Annotated in this window: 12 protein-coding genes; 7 read left to right on the top strand and 5 right to left on the bottom strand. The window is 71.8% G+C overall.

Features of this window, described 5'->3' with window-relative positions; translation table 11 throughout:
• Positions 1 to 6: 6 nt before the first annotated feature.
• Positions 7 to 1,203 carry an ROK family transcriptional regulator gene (locus tag ACIBI9_RS30770; protein WP_397226872.1) on the bottom strand — a complete coding sequence of 399 codons (1,197 nt, stop codon included), beginning with the start codon at positions 1,201 to 1,203 and terminating at the stop codon, positions 7 to 9.
• Positions 1,204 to 1,529: 326 nt separating this feature from the next.
• Here ACIBI9_RS30770 and ACIBI9_RS30765 point away from each other — a divergent pair, with 326 nt between their 5' ends.
• From ACIBI9_RS30765 to ACIBI9_RS30740, 6 genes are all read left to right on the top strand, one after another.
• Positions 1,530 to 3,809, top strand: a complete 2,280-nt coding sequence (locus ACIBI9_RS30765; protein ID WP_397226870.1) for a HelD family protein — start codon at positions 1,530 to 1,532, stop codon at positions 3,807 to 3,809.
• Between the two features lie 1,049 nt (positions 3,810 to 4,858).
• Positions 4,859 to 6,469: an apolipoprotein N-acyltransferase gene (gene lnt, locus ACIBI9_RS30760; protein WP_397226868.1), complete on the top strand. Its 1,611-nt coding sequence runs from the start codon at positions 4,859 to 4,861 to the stop codon at positions 6,467 to 6,469.
• Positions 6,469 to 7,218 carry a polyprenol monophosphomannose synthase gene (locus ACIBI9_RS30755; protein WP_397226866.1) on the top strand — a complete coding sequence of 250 codons (750 nt, stop codon included), beginning with the start codon at positions 6,469 to 6,471 and terminating at the stop codon, positions 7,216 to 7,218. Before lnt ends, ACIBI9_RS30755 begins: the two co-directional genes overlap by 1 nt.
• A gap of 76 nt (positions 7,219 to 7,294) precedes the next feature.
• Complete coding sequence (locus ACIBI9_RS30750; RefSeq protein WP_397226864.1) at positions 7,295 to 7,795, top strand: FxsA family protein; 501 nt, start codon at positions 7,295 to 7,297, stop codon at positions 7,793 to 7,795.
• Between the two features lie 52 nt (positions 7,796 to 7,847).
• A complete protein-coding gene (locus ACIBI9_RS30745; protein WP_397226862.1) occupies positions 7,848 to 10,292 on the top strand; it encodes a molybdopterin oxidoreductase family protein in 2,445 nt (814 codons plus the stop codon).
• Positions 10,292 to 10,768 carry a hypothetical protein gene (locus ACIBI9_RS30740; RefSeq protein WP_397226860.1) on the top strand — a complete coding sequence of 159 codons (477 nt, stop codon included), beginning with the start codon at positions 10,292 to 10,294 and terminating at the stop codon, positions 10,766 to 10,768. Before ACIBI9_RS30745 ends, ACIBI9_RS30740 begins: the two co-directional genes overlap by 1 nt.
• A gap of 66 nt (positions 10,769 to 10,834) precedes the next feature.
• Here ACIBI9_RS30740 and ACIBI9_RS30735 read toward each other — a convergent pair whose 3' ends face one another.
• The 4 genes from ACIBI9_RS30735 to ACIBI9_RS30720 form a co-directional block, all read right to left on the bottom strand.
• A complete protein-coding gene (locus ACIBI9_RS30735; protein ID WP_185074387.1) occupies positions 10,835 to 11,179 on the bottom strand; it encodes an RNA polymerase-binding protein RbpA in 345 nt (114 codons plus the stop codon).
• A gap of 124 nt (positions 11,180 to 11,303) precedes the next feature.
• On the bottom strand, positions 11,304 to 11,921 hold the full coding sequence (locus ACIBI9_RS30730; protein WP_397226858.1) for a hypothetical protein: 618 nt from the start codon (positions 11,919 to 11,921) through the stop codon (positions 11,304 to 11,306).
• A 138-nt stretch (positions 11,922 to 12,059) separates the two neighbouring features.
• Positions 12,060 to 12,188 (bottom strand): hypothetical protein, encoded by a 129-nt coding sequence (locus ACIBI9_RS30725; protein ID WP_397226856.1) that lies wholly within the window; start codon positions 12,186 to 12,188, stop codon positions 12,060 to 12,062.
• A gap of 460 nt (positions 12,189 to 12,648) precedes the next feature.
• Entirely contained in the window at positions 12,649 to 13,158 is a 510-nt protein-coding gene (locus ACIBI9_RS30720) for a nuclear transport factor 2 family protein (protein WP_397226854.1), read from the bottom strand.
• Between the two features lie 33 nt (positions 13,159 to 13,191).
• Between ACIBI9_RS30720 and ACIBI9_RS30715 the strand changes: the two genes are divergently transcribed.
• The gene (locus ACIBI9_RS30715) at positions 13,192 to 13,716 is read left to right on the top strand and encodes a winged helix-turn-helix transcriptional regulator (RefSeq protein WP_397226852.1); all 525 of its coding nucleotides are present in this window, start codon (positions 13,192 to 13,194) and stop codon (positions 13,714 to 13,716) included.
• Positions 13,717 to 14,446 lie beyond the last annotated feature (730 nt).

The raw sequence follows: 14,446 nt of genomic DNA, 5'->3' as shown, positions 1-14,446 counted from the left end.
GGTGGATCATGTCGGAACGGTTGAGCTGAAGACCTCTTCGCGTACGGTGGCAAGGGCCAGATCGAGGGCGCCGGCGAGGACCGGGTTGCCCTCGACGCTCGACAGCCGGACCCGGGGCTGCGGGATGGTGAGCGCGTGCAGCTCGTGTTCGACCAGCTCGCGCAGGGTCTCGCCGCCCGACAGCACGACGCCGCCGGTCAGCACGATCAGCCCGGGGTCCACGACGGACGTGATCGCGGCCAGGCCCACGGCCAGGCGGGCGGCGATGTCGCGCAGCCCCGCCCTGGCGTCGTCGGCCTTCTGGCCCTTCCCCTCGGCCGCCCGCACGGCGTTGGCGACGGCGTGCTGGAAGTCGCCGCCGCGCACGCCGTACGAGCGCAGCAGCTTCAGCACCGCCGGGCCGCCGGTGAGCGCCTGGTAGCCGTGGTTGGCGTAGCGGCCGGCCTCGCGGGCCGTCTGCGCGCCCGGGGTCGGCATGTAGCCAACCTCGCCCGCGCCGCCCGTGGCGCCCCTGTGCATCCGGCCGCCCAGCACGATGGCCGAGCCGATGCCCTCGTCGGCCCACAGCAGCACGAAGTCCTGATGGCCCTGGGCCGCCCCGTGCGCCTGCTCGGCCACCGCGACCAGGTTGACGTTGTTCTCCACGTCCACCGGCACGCCCAGACCCGCGCTGAGGGTGGGCACCAGGTCGGGGATCTGCCAGCCGGGCACGTCCTTGGCGGCCGCGTAGCCGAGCCTGCCGGTGGACGGGTCGATCGCGGCCTGCACGCCGATGACGACCCGGCGCAGCTTGTCCGGCGGGCTCGCGCCCTCCAGGGCCGCGTTCAGGCGGTCCACCAGCTCGCCGTGGGGCCGGCGCGGGGTCGGGAGCGTGTGCTCGCCGACGATCGCGCCGGTGATGTCGGCCACCTTGGCCTCGATGCGGTCGGGCGTGACGTCCAGCGCGGCCACGTACGCCGCCGCCGGGTTGATCCGGTAGACCTCCGCCGTACGCCCCGGCAGGCCCTCCCTGATGCCGTCGAGCACCACCAGCCCGGCCTCCTGCAGCCGGGCGAGGAGCTGGGACGCCGTCGGCTTGGACAGCCCCGTGAGGGTGCCGATCTCGGGGCGGGTCAGCGGGCCGCGTTCGAGGAGTGCCTGCAGGGCGGCGCGATCATTGATGGCACGTAGCAGACTGGGGGTCCCCGGTACCGGACCGCTCACGGATGGACTCCTTGCGAGTTAGGAAACTTTCCTAACTCGGAACATAGGGAGTCGGGCTCTGTGGGTCAAGAGCCGGATGCAGGTGAAACCAAGCCGTAACAAGGAAAGGGATCAGAGGAGAAAGCAGGTGGGAGTGCCTCAACAGGCGTGCTAATGTCGTCGTTTGTCGTAACAACAAGCAGAATGGCCCGGAGTGTCTCATTAACCACAATAACGGTCAGGCGGCAACTCGTCAAACAGAGCTCGCCAGGGAGCAGGCGTACGTCACCCGACTCTACGACCGCCTCGACGAGCTGCGCGAGCGTACCCAGCGCCAGCTCAAGGAGGTGCTGGCCACGGGGGCCGTCGGCACGATGCAGAACAGGTCGGAGCGCGACACGTTCGCCGACATGTACGCCTCCCGGCTCGCCCGGCTCTGGGCGGTCGAGCGCGGCCTGGTTTTCGGTCGCCTCGATCACGTCGACGAGGGCCGGCTGTACATCGGCAAGCTCGGCATGACCGACGACGAGCAGCTGCGCCTGCTGATCGACTGGCGCGCGCCGGTCGCGCAGCCGTTCTACCGCGCCACTCCGGCCGCTCCGATGGGCGTGACCAGGCGCCGACACCTGCAGACCAAGGGCCGCTCCGTGATCGGCGTCGACGACGACCTGCTCGACCTCGACTCGCTCACCGACGACGACCGCGCCACGCTCAACGGCGAGGCGGCCCTGCTGGCCGCGCTCGACGAGCGGCGCACCGGCCGCATGCGCGACATCGTGGCGACCATCCAGGCCGAGCAGGACCGTGTCATCCGCAGCGACCTGAACGGCGTGCTGGTCGTCCAGGGCGGGCCCGGCACCGGCAAGACCGTCGTCGCGCTGCACCGCGCCGCGTACCTGCTCTATACGCACCGCGAACGGCTCGAGCGCCGCGGCGTGCTCATCCTCGGGCCCAACCTCACCTTCCTGCGCTACATCGAGCAGGTGCTGCCCTCGCTCGGCGAGACCGACGTGCTGCTGTCCACGGTCGGGGAGCTGTACCCGGGCGTGACCGCCACCGCCAGGGAGCGGCCCGAGGTGGCCGCGCTCAAGGGCGACGCGCGCATGGCCGAGGTGATCGCCAAGGCCGTACGCGACCGGCAGCGGGTGCCGCGCAAGCCCGTCGAGCTCACCATCGGGCGCATCACGCTCACCATCGACCGTTCCATGCTCGACGCCGCGCGCAACAAGGCCACCCGCTCCCGCCGGCCGCACAACCAGGCGCGCGCCGTGTTCGTCCGGTCGCTGCTGAACGCCCTGGCCAGGCAGCAGGCCCGCAAGATCGGCAAGGGGCTCATCGACGACGACGAGCTGGCCGACCTGCGTGAGGAGCTGCGTACCGAGCCGATGGTCAAGTCCGCGCTCAACCGGCTCTGGCCGTACCTGACGCCGCAGCGGCTGCTGCTCGGCCTGTACGGCTCCCCGGAGCGCCTCGGCTACGCCGCCTCCGACCTGAGCCCGCAGGAACGCGCCCTGCTGCGGCGCGACGGAGGCGAGTGGACCGAGTCGGACGTGCCGCTGCTGGACGAGGCCGCCGAGCTGCTCGGCGAGATCGACGAGCAGGTGCTGCGCGCCAGCGCGATGCAGGCCGAGGAGGAGCTGGCCGCCGCCAGGCAGGCCGAGGAGCGCGAGCGCGAGGCCGAGCTCGCCTACGCCCGCGAGGTGCTGGAGCTGACGGGGCTGTCCGACGTCATGGAGGCCGAGCGCCTGGCCGAGCGCCAGCGCGGCGAGGGCCCCTACCTCACCACCGCCGAACGCGCCGCGGCCGACCGCACCTGGGCCTACGGGCACGTGATCGTGGACGAGGCGCAGGAGCTGTCGCACATGGCGTGGCGGGCGGTCATGCGGCGGTGCCCGACGCGGTCGATGACGATCGTCGGGGACATCGCGCAGACCGGGTCGGCGGCCGGGGCGCGGTCGTGGGAGGAGGTCCTCGACCCGTACGTGGCCGGGCGGTGGCGGCAGGAGAGGCTCACCGTCAACTACCGCACGCCGGTGGAGCTGATGGCGGTGGCCGCCCGCGTTCTGGCCACCATCGATCCCGCCTTGGAGGCGCCCACGTCCGTGCGCGAGCTCGGCGTGGAGCCGTGGTCGGCGCCGCTGTCGGCGCTGGCGGAGCTGGCCAAGGCCGAGGTGGGGGAGGGCGGCAAGGTCGCCGTGGTGGTGCCGGACGCGCTGCTGGAGCCGCTCGGCGCGGAGGTGGCCGCCACGGTGGCGGGCGCGGTGGTGGTGGCGCCAGGCTCGGGCCGCGGCGGTAACCCGGGATCCGGGGCGGGACGCGCGGCGCCTCAGCCCGGCACGGGCCCGGCCGGGGCGGTGGCGACGGGCGTGGGGCGGGCCGGGGCGGCGGCGGCTCTCGACGCGCCGGTGGCCGTGATGGGGGTGGCCGACGCGAAGGGGCTGGAGTTCGACTCGGTGATCGTGGCCGAGCCCGACCTCATCGCCGCCCAGTCGCCACGGGGCCCGAGCGACCTGTATGTTGCTCTCACCCGTGCCACGCAACGGCTCGGAGTGGTGCACGAGCGGCCGCTGTCGCAGGCTCTGAGGGGCTTGCCGAGCCGCTCCCCGGCGTCCGCAAATGACCTTTGACCTGGCTTACGCCCCATGTCCTACCTGCGAAAACTTGATGTTTCTGCTGATCGGGACACGGTTGACATCTGAGGTGGAGTCGGTAGTTTGCTGCGCAGTCCAGCACGGGACTTGGCCGGTTGGCCGTCTCTGACATCGTCGGATCCTGCGTCCGTGACGGAGTGTGACTCCGTCCACACAGCCAGGTGCAGGGCCGTCGGTCCGTCGAGTCGGGGCACCCCAACCGGGCGGGGGGTTGGACCCGGGACGGGTCCGGGAGCCCAGTAGACAACGGAATTCCGAGCTCGCCGCCGACGAGACGGGTCCGGTCCGAAGGGTTTCCGGGCCCTCTTCCCGCTCTCGTGCGCAGGACCGACATGTGCGCCGGGTGGTCCCGTAGGCCGCGGGATCACCCTGCCGCCTCCCGGTGTGAAACGCCGATTCTTTCGATCTTCCGGTGCTGCGCTGGCTCCGAGCGCCCTTGCGGGGCGGTAGCGTTTTCGCAAGCAGGTGTGCGATTCGGCGGAGGAGACCCCGGAGTGGTTCAGGAGAGAACGAGCCTACCGCCCACCCCCGGGGGGGGGCCCGCCCGCCCCCCCCCCCCCCCCCCCCCCCCCCCCCCCCCCCGGGCCCCCCCCCGCCCCCCCCCCCCCCCCCCCCCCCCCCCCCCCCCCCCCCCCCCCCCCGTCCCNNNNGGGGGCCGTGGGGGGTGGTTTGATTTTTCGTCTGGTGGTGTGTGAGTGGGCGGCGCCGCCGGCGGTGTTTTTCTCTAGACCCCGCCCCCCCCCCCCCCCCCGGGGCCCCCCCCCCCCCCCCCCGACACCCCGGACACGGCGCTCACCGACGCGGTGCCCGCCGACGGCCCCGAGCCCACGCTCCCGCCCACCGCCACCCCTGCCGCGCCTGCTTCCGACGCCGCATCGCCCGCCGATGCCGCCTCCGCGCCCGCGCCCGCTTCGCCCGCCGATGCCGTCTCCGCGCCTGCTTCGCCATCCGACGCCGACCCCGCGCCTGTCCCTTCCGGTGCCACGCCCGCGCCCGATGCGGCGTCGTCCACCGCCGCCGGCCCCGTGTCGCCATCCGCCCTCGACGCCGCTCCCGCGCCCGTGTCCGAGGGGGCTGCTGCGCCCGAGCCGGCGAGTCCGGGCCGCGTGGAGCGGGAGCCGGGGCGGGTGCTGCTGGCCCGCGTGGTGGCGGGTGTGGCCGGCGGGGTGGCGCTGTACACCGCGTTCCCGTCGCTCAACTGGTGGCCGGCCGCCCCGATCGGCGTCGGGCTGATCGTCGCGTCGCTCTACGGCACCCGGCCCAGGAGGGCCGCCTGGCTCGGCTATCTGATCGCCCTGGTGTTCCTGCTGCCCACCCTCGCCTGGGTGCGCCCCATCGGCGACGACGTCTGGCTGATGCTGGTCGCCACGGAGAGCGTGTTCTACGCCGTCATGGCCGCCCTGGCCGCGCTGGTGTTCAGGCTGCGCGCGTGGCCGTTGTGGTTCGGCGGGCTGTGGGTGGCCATGGAGTGGGCCCGCAGCCAGGTGCCCATCGGCGGGTTCCCGTGGGCGCGCCTGGCGTTCAGCCAGAGCGAGTCCCTGTTCACGCAGTACGCCGCGCTGGGCGGCGCGCCGCTGGTGTCGTTCGCCGTGGCCGTGTGCGGCGCCCTGCTGGCCTACGCGGTCCTGGTGCGGCCCGAGGCCGAAGGCGTGTGGCGCCGGGCGGTGCCGGCGGCGCTGGCGCTGGTCGTGCCGGTGCTGACGCTGGCGCTCCCCAGGCCGGGCGACGAGGGGCGGACGGTCAACGTCGGCATCGTCCAGGGGAACGTCCCGGGAAGGGGCATGGGCTTCCTGGGGGACGAGCCCGCCGTTGTCCTGAAAAATCATGCCAACGAGACGAAGCGCCTGGCCCAGGCCGTACGCGAAGGAAAGCTCCCCAAACCCGACGCGGTCGTCCTCCCCGAGAACTCCACCGACATCGACCCCTACCAGGACCCGTACGCCCGCGAGATCATCCAGGACTCCGTCCGCGACGTCGGCGTCCCCACGCTGATCGGAGCCGTGGTCGCGATCGGCGAGGAATCCCGCGCCACCCGCAGCCTCGTCTGGGACCCGGTGACCGGCCCCGGCGCCTACTACGACAAACAGCATCTGGTCCCGTTCGGGGAGTACACGCCGTTCAAGGAGATCGTCCTGGCCCTGTGGGAGCGGGCGAGCCTGGTCGGGCGGCAGTCGGTCCCGGGGGACAAGCCGGGCGACCTGAAGCTGGGCCCGATCACGATCGGCGCGGTCAACTGCTACGAGGTGGCCTACGACGACACCGTGCGCGGCACCGTACGCGCCGGCGGCACGGTCCTGGCGATGCAGGCCAACAACGCCACGTACGCGCTGTCGAATCTGCCGACGCAGCAGCTGGCCATGTACAAGCTGCGCGCCGTCGAGCACAACAGGGCGGTCGTGGCCGCCGCCACCACGGGGATCTCCGCCTACATCCGACCTGACGGTAAGGTCTCCTGGCAGACCCGCGAACTGGTCGCGGACATGAACGTGGTCAAGGTGCCCGTACGCACCCAGGAAACGATCGCCACCAAGGTGGGCGCGGTTCCTGAGTGGGCATTGATGATGATGGGAGCGGCGGCGGCCGGAGTCGCCGCGTGGCGGGGCAGGCGGCGAGGCGATCGGATGAGGAACGACTGATGATGGAGACTCTCGGACGGGTGCTCGTCGTCGTGCCGACCTACAACGAGCGCGACAACCTGCCCATGATCGTGGAGCGGATCCGGACGGCGCTGCCGGAGGTCCACGTGCTCGTGGCCGACGACAACAGCCCCGACGGCACCGGCGAGGTGGCCGACGGGCTGGCCGACGGCGACGACCACGTCCACGTCCTGCACCGGGAGGCCAAGCAGGGCCTCGGCGCCGCGTACATCGCGGGGTTCCGCTGGGGTCTGCGGGAGGGCTACGACGTCCTGGTCGAGATGGACGCCGACGGCTCCCACCAGCCCGAGGAGCTGCCCAAGCTGCTCGAGGCGCTGGCCGACGGCGCCGACCTGGCGATCGGGTCGCGTTACGTGCCCGGTGGCAAGGTCGTCAACTGGCCGCACCGGCGCGAGCTGCTGTCCAAGGGCGCCAACCTCTACACCCGGGTGATGCTCGGCCTGCCCGTGCGCGACGCGACCGCCGGGTTCCGCGCCTACCGCGCCGCCACCCTGGAGAAGGTGGGCCTGTCCGGCGTGGAGTCGCAGGGCTACTGCTTCCAGGTCGACCTCACGCTGCGCACGTCCAGGAACGGGCTGCGGGTGGTGGAGGTGCCCATTACGTTCGTGGAGCGTACGGTGGGCAAGAGCAAGATGAGCGGCAAGGTCATGTCCGAGGCGCTGTGGCGCATCGGCCTGTGGGGCGTCACGGGCCTGCCCAAGCGCCTGCGCGGCGGCCGCGACCAGTAGCGGCCCGGGCGGAACGCTTTGCGGCCGTCGGCCGTTGTTCCTGGTGTAACGCGCTGGTGCGGAATCGAGGAAAACGATGCGGCTGCTGCTCTTCCTGGCCTTCCTGGTCGTCCCCGTCCTGGAGATCTGGCTGCTCATCCAGGTCGGTTCGGTGATCGGCGGGCCCGCGACCGTGGCCCTGCTCATCGCCGACAGCCTGCTCGGCGCCTGGCTGGTGCGCCGCGAAGGGCGCAGGGCCTGGCGGGCGCTCCAGGATGCGATCGGGTCCGGCCGGATGCCCGAGCGCGAGCTGGCCGACGGCGGCCTGGTCCTGGTGGGCGGCGCGCTGCTGCTGACGCCGGGCTTCTTCACCGACGTCTTCGGGTTCCTGTGCATCCTGCCGTTCACGCGTCCTCTGATGCGCCGCCTGGGCGCCTGGTTCTTCGAGCGCCGGTTCAAGCGGCTGGCCGCGAGCTCCCCGTACGCGAACCTCTTCCCGTCCCACCAGGACCCCCGCCAGGACCCCCGCCACGACGCTGCGGCGCCGAACGGCGGCCGGGTGGTGCACGGCGAGGTCATCCGCGAGGACCGCGACTGATCGTCCCGGTATGGGGCATGCGTGCGGGATCTGACGACCCCCGGGAGGACGCATGCCTTACGTGGACAGGATCGCCGAGCCATGGGGGACGCGGACGCCGTACGGGCCGGGCGAGCCCTGGCCGGTCCGCGTCGACTCCTTTCTCGAGAGCGGGCTGCGCGCGCAGGACGTGGAGCGCTGGGTGCAGAGCGCGACGATCCTGCACAGCAACGGCGACGGCCTGGACATCGCGGTCAAGGACGGACGTGTCGTCGGGGTGCGCGGGCGCGCCCAGGACCGCGTCAACCACGGCCGCCTCGGGCCGAAGGACCTGTACGGCTGGCAGGCCGTCAACGCGCCCGACCGGCTCGTACGCCCTCTCGTCCGCGAGAACGGGCGCCTGGTCGAGACCGACTGGGACACCGCGATGGACCGCGTGGTCGGCCACGTCAGGCGGCTCCTCGACGAGCAGGGCCCCAGCGCGGTCGGCTTCTACACCACCGGCCAGCTGTTCCTGGAGGAGTACTACACGCTCGCGCTGATCGCGCACGGCGGCATCGGCACCAATCATCTGGACGGCAACACCCGCCTGTGCACGGCGACGGCGGCGGCCGCGCTCAAGGAGTCGTTCGGCTGCGACGGGCAGCCCGGCTCCTACACCGACGTCGACCATGCCGACGTCATCGCCCTTTACGGGCACAACGTCGCCGAGACGCAGACCGTCCTGTGGGCGCGGATCCTCGACCGGCTCGCCGGCCCGAACCCGCCCGCCCTCGTCTGCGTCGACCCGCGCGAGACCCCGGTGAGCCGGGCCGCCGCCGTGCACCTGGCCAACCGCCCCGGCACCAACGTCGCCCTGATGAACGGCCTGCTCCACGAGATCCTCGCCAACGGCGGGATCGACGAGCGGTACGTGCGCGATCACGTGGTCGGCTTCGAGGAGCTCGAGAAGCGGGTGCACGACTTCCCGGTGGAGGAGGCCGCGAGGATCTGTGACGTGCCCGCGGACGCGCTGCGCGAGGCCGCCCGCCTGATCGGCACGGCGCGGCGCCTGCTGTCCACCGTCCTGCAGGGCTTCTACCAGGCGCACCAGGTGACCGCCGCCGCCGTCCAGGTGAACAACGTCCATCTGGTACGCGGCATGCTCGGCCGGCCCGGCTGCGGCGTGCTGCAGATGAACGGCCAACCCACCGCCGAGAACACCCGCGAATGCGGCGCCGACGGCGACCTGCCGGGTTTCCGCAACTGGTCGAACGACGCCCACGTGCGCGACCTCGCCCGAGTCTGGAACGTCGACCCCATGGACATCCCGCACTACGCGCCGCCGACCCACGCCATGCAGATGCTCCGTTACGCGGAGGAGGGCTCGATCCGCTTCCTGCACGTGACGGGGACGAACCCGGCGGTGTCGCTGCCCGAGCTGGCGCGGATCCGGTCGATCCTCGCGCAGGAGCGGCTGTTCCTCGTCGTACAGGACATCTTCCTGACCGAGACCGCGCAACTGGCCGACGTGGTGCTGCCCGCCGCGACATGGGCGGAGAAGACCGGCACGTTCACGAACGCCGACCGCACCGTGCACCTGTCGGACAAAGCCGTCGAACCGCCCGGCGAGGCCCGCCCCGACCTGGACATCTTCCTGGATCTCGCGCGCCGGCTGGACCTTCGCGACAAGGACGGCGCGCCGCTGGTGAAGTGGAGCGACGCCGAGGGGGCGTTCGAGGCCTGGAAGGAGTGCTCGCGCGGCCGTCCGTGCGACTACAGCGGCCTGTCCTACGCGCGGCTGCGGGGGAGCGGCGGCGTTCGGTGGCCGTGCGACGACGGTAACCCGGAAGGGACCGAGCGTCTGTACGCCGACGGCCGGTTCTGGAGCGCCCCGGACTACTGCGAGGACTACGGACGCGATCTGGTCACGGGGGCGCCGCTGTCGGACATCGAGTACAAGGCGCTCAACCCCGACGGCAAGGCGATCATCAAGGCCGCCGAGTACGTGCCGCCGCACGAGCAGCCGGACGGCGACTTCCCGTTCTGGCTGACGACCGGGCGTACCATCTATCACTTCCACACCAGGACGAAGACCGCGCGGGCGCCCCAGCTCCAGCGGGCGGCCCCGGAGCCGTGGGCGGAGATGTCCCCGCGGGACGCCTCGCGACTGAGCTTCGCCGAGGGCGACCTGCTGGAGGTGGCCACGGCCCGGGGCGCGGTACGGGCCCGGCTGCGGGTCACCGCGATGCGCGACGGGGTGATCTTCCTGCCGTTCCACTACGGCTACTGGGACCGCCCGGACGGGGCCGGACCCGGGGAGCCGCCCGGGCGGGCCGCCAACGAGCTGACCATCACGGAGTGGGATCCGGCCTCCAAGCAGCCCGTCTTCAAGACCGCCGCGGCGCGGGTCTCGCTGGTGACGGCCGGCTCCGGTGCCCCGTCACCGGCGCCGACCACCGCGGCGGCCCGCCCCGTCTCCGCCGACGTCCCCGAGACGGCCGGAGGCGCCGACGCCCAGGCCGAGGAGGCCATGTGATGAAGCTCGACCTGGTGATCCGTGAGCTGCACCGCTCGGAGAACGAGCTGGCCCACCTGCTGCTGCGGATGTCGGAACGGCACAAGACCGACCGCGAGACGTACCACGTCGCCCGCGACCTGGTGGACTGGTGCCACGACCACGTCCGCGAACTGGCCGAGGCGGGCAAGGACTACGGCCTGGACCTGGACCCCTCCCATGACGTCTCCGTGGCGGAACGCCTGCGCGAGAAGGCCGCGGAGTGGCTCGGCCGCCGCTCCGAACCCGGTCTGCTCCTGCTGGCCGACCTGCGTCACCTGTACCTGGCGGCGTCGGAGGTGTCCCTGGACTGGGAGCTCCTGGCGCAGGCCGCCCAGGCGGCGAAACAGGAGGAACTGCTCGCGCTGGCGCAACGCTGCCATCCGCAGACGCTCCGGCAACTGCGGTGGGCGAACGCCCGCCTCAAGGACTCGGCCCCCCAGGCCCTGCTGTCCTGACCCCCGCACAGCGGGCATGAAGAAACCCCCGGGCGGGTAGCCCGGGGGTTTCACCGTGAGAGGAGGTCAGGCGCTCTTACGACGCTGGGCCCGCAGAACCGCGAGCCGCTCGTTGAGCACCTCCTCAAGATCTTCGATCGACCGCCGCTCCAGGAGCATGTCCCAGTGTGTCCGCGGGGGCTTGACCTTCTTGGACTCCGGCTGCTCGCCGTCCACCCGGACCGCGGTCGCGCCGCACATGCGGCACTCCCAGGTCGCGGGGATCTCAGCCTCGGCTGCAAGCGGAACCTCGAAGCGATGGCCCTTAGGACAGGTGTAGGACACCTCCTGGCGCGGGGCCAGATCCGTGTTACGGTCGTTCTCGTAGCTGGTTGCCCCGAGCCGGGTGCCACGAAGCGCGCGCTCGCCCATGTCTAAATGCCTCCTACAGGGCCCCCTTGCGTGGGGGGTCTGTCTCCCACGGTGTCTAACGCTTGGTACCGTGATGGGATTCCCACCCGCGGGGTGATCCAATCGCGCTTGGGGCGTCGGTTCTTCACGCAGTCGCCGATTGGGCCCGCCTCCGGCCCGTGACCAGGGCCGCGGCCAGCCAGAGCGCGCCCATCATGATCAGTACGCCGTGCGCGATCCGTAGCGGGTACGGGGCGAAGAACTGCGGGATGAACAGCACGAAACCCATCGCCAGGGCCGTCCCGCTCCACTTGGGCAGCGTTCCGGACCGCCAGACGGAGATCGCGGCCATCACCGCGCCGACGGCCAGAACAAGGAGCCCCACGGCGAACATGGTGATCGCGACGGGCCCGTACCTGAACTCCTCGGCCAGTTCCATCAGCGCCGGCGCCTGGTCGTGGAGGGAGCGCCGGGCGATCACGTTCAGGCCGAAGTCCTCAGCGCCGTAGTACGGAAGCGTCAGGCCCGCGCCCACCCAGGTCACAGCGGCGGCGCGCAGGGAGAGGCGATCGCCGAGCACCTGGTGCAGGCCGAGCACGGCCAGGCCGAGCAGCACGAAACCGAGCATGGCGGCCGCGTGCCCGGCGACCCACGCGGTGGAGGCCATGGCCGCGGCGTCGTCGCCGGAGGGGCGGATCGCGGGATAGGCGAGGAAGAGGATGCCGGCGGCGGCGAAGGCCACGGAGGTGAGCCTGGGGGCCATCAATGCTCCTTGAAGAGGGCGTTGCTCTTTATCGAGAGCAATGCTCTCTGTTGTGCATGACGATGTCAAGAGCGCTGCTCTCTCTTCAGATCGGTGACCCTCCAGGGCTGGTGTGTGGGTGTGGCGGGGTGTGGGCTCTCATGCGGCTCGGCTGAGCTTCCTGGACCCGGCGAACGCGGCCATCATCCTTACGGAGCCGAAGCCGAAGCCGAAGCCGAAGCCGGGATCGGGGTCCGTGGGGTTGGGGTGGGGCAAGGCAGCCGCCATTCCGCCCCTTCCCGCGTGTGCCTCCGCCGTCGGCGGCGCGGGTAAGGCGCGGCGGCGTGCGACAGGCAGCGTGCAACGGATCGGCGGCCAAAGGCGCAGCAGCTCCGCGCCCAGCCGCCGCTGGCGCCCATCGTGGGAACGGCGGGCACCGTGAGATCGGCACTCTGGCCACCTGAGACGGCCGCCTGAGATGGCCACCTGAGATGGCCACCTGAGATGGCCACCTGAGATGGCCACCTGAGATGGCCACCTGAGACGGCCACCTGAGACGGCCACCTGAGACGGCCACCTGAGACGGCCACCTGAGACGGCCACCTGAGACGGCCACCTGAGACGGCCACCTGAGACGGCCACCTGAGACGGGTGGGGTGAGACGGGCGGTGGGCGCTCGGCGTGCTGAGGGAGGCGCGGGGCTGGAAGGCGGGGTTCTCGGCTGGGCGGGGCGGGCGCTCGTGGGACGCTAGCGCGGACGCCTGCGGGTCAGGAGCGGGACCAGCGTCCTGTCGCCGAATCGGGTCATCGCCGCCAGCGGCTTGACGGCGGCGGCAACGAGCCAGGGGAGGCCCGGCTTGCCGGTGGCGCGCGCCAGGCCGGGGCCGAGCGCGGCCATCATCGCCGTCAACCCCGGCAAGGGTCGGATCCACATGGTGATCTCCTTGACCAGCCCGTCCTCGCCGACCTCGACCAGCGCCGCCTCGTGGATCTCCTGGCGTCCCAGCCGAGCGGTCGCGGTCAGGGCCCGCGTACGTTCGTCGCCGATGTCCTTCTGATAGCGCAGGTCCGACAGCACGCCGAACACGACCGAGAACAGCTCCCGTACCTCCTCCTTGCCCTGGAAAGCGGCATTGGCGCTGAGTGGCGAGCGGAAGACCACGTCGTCGGCCAGCGTGGCGATGAGGGCGTCGACGTCGTGCGCCTCACCGGCCCGGCGGTAGGCCGACGCAGGTGAGTCCTGAATGTGAACCGTCATGAGTTCACTTTATCAACCCACTATCCTGGGTCCATGAACAGGTTCGGTGAGATGCACTGCTCCATCGCCCAGGCCGTCGGCGTGGTCGCCGAGCCGTGGACACCGCTGATCCTGCGCGACCTGTTCCTGGGCTTGTGCAGGTTCGACGATCTGGCAGAGGACCTGGGCATCTCGCGCAACCTCCTGACCCGCCGCCTGGAGCATCTGGTGTCGGCCGGCGTGGTGGAGAAGAGGCCGTACCAGGAACGTCCTGTGCGCCACGAGTACGTCCTCACCGAGGCGGGCCGCGACATCGTGCCGGCCCTGCTGACGCTGATGGCTTGGGGCGACCGCTGGTCCACGCCACCAGGTGGCCCTCCCGCGCTCCTGGTGCACTCCTGCGGCGAGCGCTTCACCCCAGTCGTCACCTGCCCCCACTGCGGCGGCGAGGCCACCGCAGACACGGTCTCAGCCGTAGGCGGTCCGGGCGCGGCCCAGGGCCCGGGCACCATGCTCCTCGCAGCACCATCGCGACCGGACACGCCGCCGTCTGCCGTGACCAGCCGCACACGCCCGTAACTGGACTGAGCCCCTGAACGTCGTGAAGAGGCCGCCGCCCGTACTGCTGCGCCCGGAGAGCATGGCCTGATCGCCGCGACCGGATCACCGGCCGCACCGTCGTGCCCGCAGTCGTCCTCCGACTGTCGTGATCAGAGCCGCGCGCCTTACCGCGACCCGAGTGCCGCCGTTTCCGGGATTGGGGTGCCCGCCTTTTGATGAGAGACCTCTCATCCGCCGCTAACGAAGGCGCCATCGCTGACCCTCAGGCTGAGAACCGGCAGCGTACGGGACGACCGACGGGAGACGCCGATGAGACGGGGACCACGATGGCTCCTGCTGGCCGTCACCGTCGCACTCGTCCTGGGCGCCACGGCAGCGCTGCCCGGGCGGCGGGACACCCGGATGGCGATGCCGTTCGGCATGGTCCACGTCGCCGCCGCCTCCGCGGATGACCACGGAGGCGATGATGATGGGGAGGGCGACGATGGGGACGGCAAAGCGGCGCGCACCGGTCAGGCGAAGGACCGCCCAGGCGGGGGCTCAAGACCACGCAACGGGCCGCAGCCTCCCTCCGACGGCGGACGATCCCGGGGCGGCGCAGAAGTACAACCGTCCCCCTCCAACGATCCTTCGCACGGCCCGGGTCAGGGTGCTTCGCACGGCCCGGGTCAGGGTGCTTCGCACGGCCCGGGTCAGGGTGCTTCGCACGGCCCGGGTCAGGGTGCTTCGCACGGCCCGGGTCAGGGTG

The sequence above is a fragment of the Nonomuraea sp. NPDC050451 genome, assembly GCF_044458585.1.
This window is presented reverse-complemented; position numbering and strand designations above follow the sequence as displayed.

Bases quoted from the DNA above. Each gene is read 5' to 3' on its own strand.
- ACIBI9_RS30755 (WP_397226866.1), top strand. From the start codon at position 6,469: ATGATGGAGACTCTCGGACGGGTGCTCGTCGTCGTGCCGACCTACAAC.
- ACIBI9_RS30750 (WP_397226864.1), top strand. From the start codon at position 7,295: ATGCGGCTGCTGCTCTTCCTGGCCTTCCTGGTCGTCCCCGTCCTGGAG.
- ACIBI9_RS30745 (WP_397226862.1), top strand. From the start codon at position 7,848: ATGCCTTACGTGGACAGGATCGCCGAGCCATGGGGGACGCGGACGCCG.
- ACIBI9_RS30740 (WP_397226860.1), top strand. From the start codon at position 10,292: ATGAAGCTCGACCTGGTGATCCGTGAGCTGCACCGCTCGGAGAACGAG.
- ACIBI9_RS30735 (WP_185074387.1), bottom strand. From the start codon at position 11,179: ATGGGCGAGCGCGCGCTTCGTGGCACCCGGCTCGGGGCAACCAGCTAC.
- ACIBI9_RS30730 (WP_397226858.1), bottom strand. From the start codon at position 11,921: ATGGCCCCCAGGCTCACCTCCGTGGCCTTCGCCGCCGCCGGCATCCTC.
- ACIBI9_RS30725 (WP_397226856.1), bottom strand. From the start codon at position 12,188: ATGGCGGCTGCCTTGCCCCACCCCAACCCCACGGACCCCGATCCCGGC.
- ACIBI9_RS30720 (WP_397226854.1), bottom strand. From the start codon at position 13,158: ATGACGGTTCACATTCAGGACTCACCTGCGTCGGCCTACCGCCGGGCC.
- ACIBI9_RS30715 (WP_397226852.1), top strand. From the start codon at position 13,192: ATGAACAGGTTCGGTGAGATGCACTGCTCCATCGCCCAGGCCGTCGGC.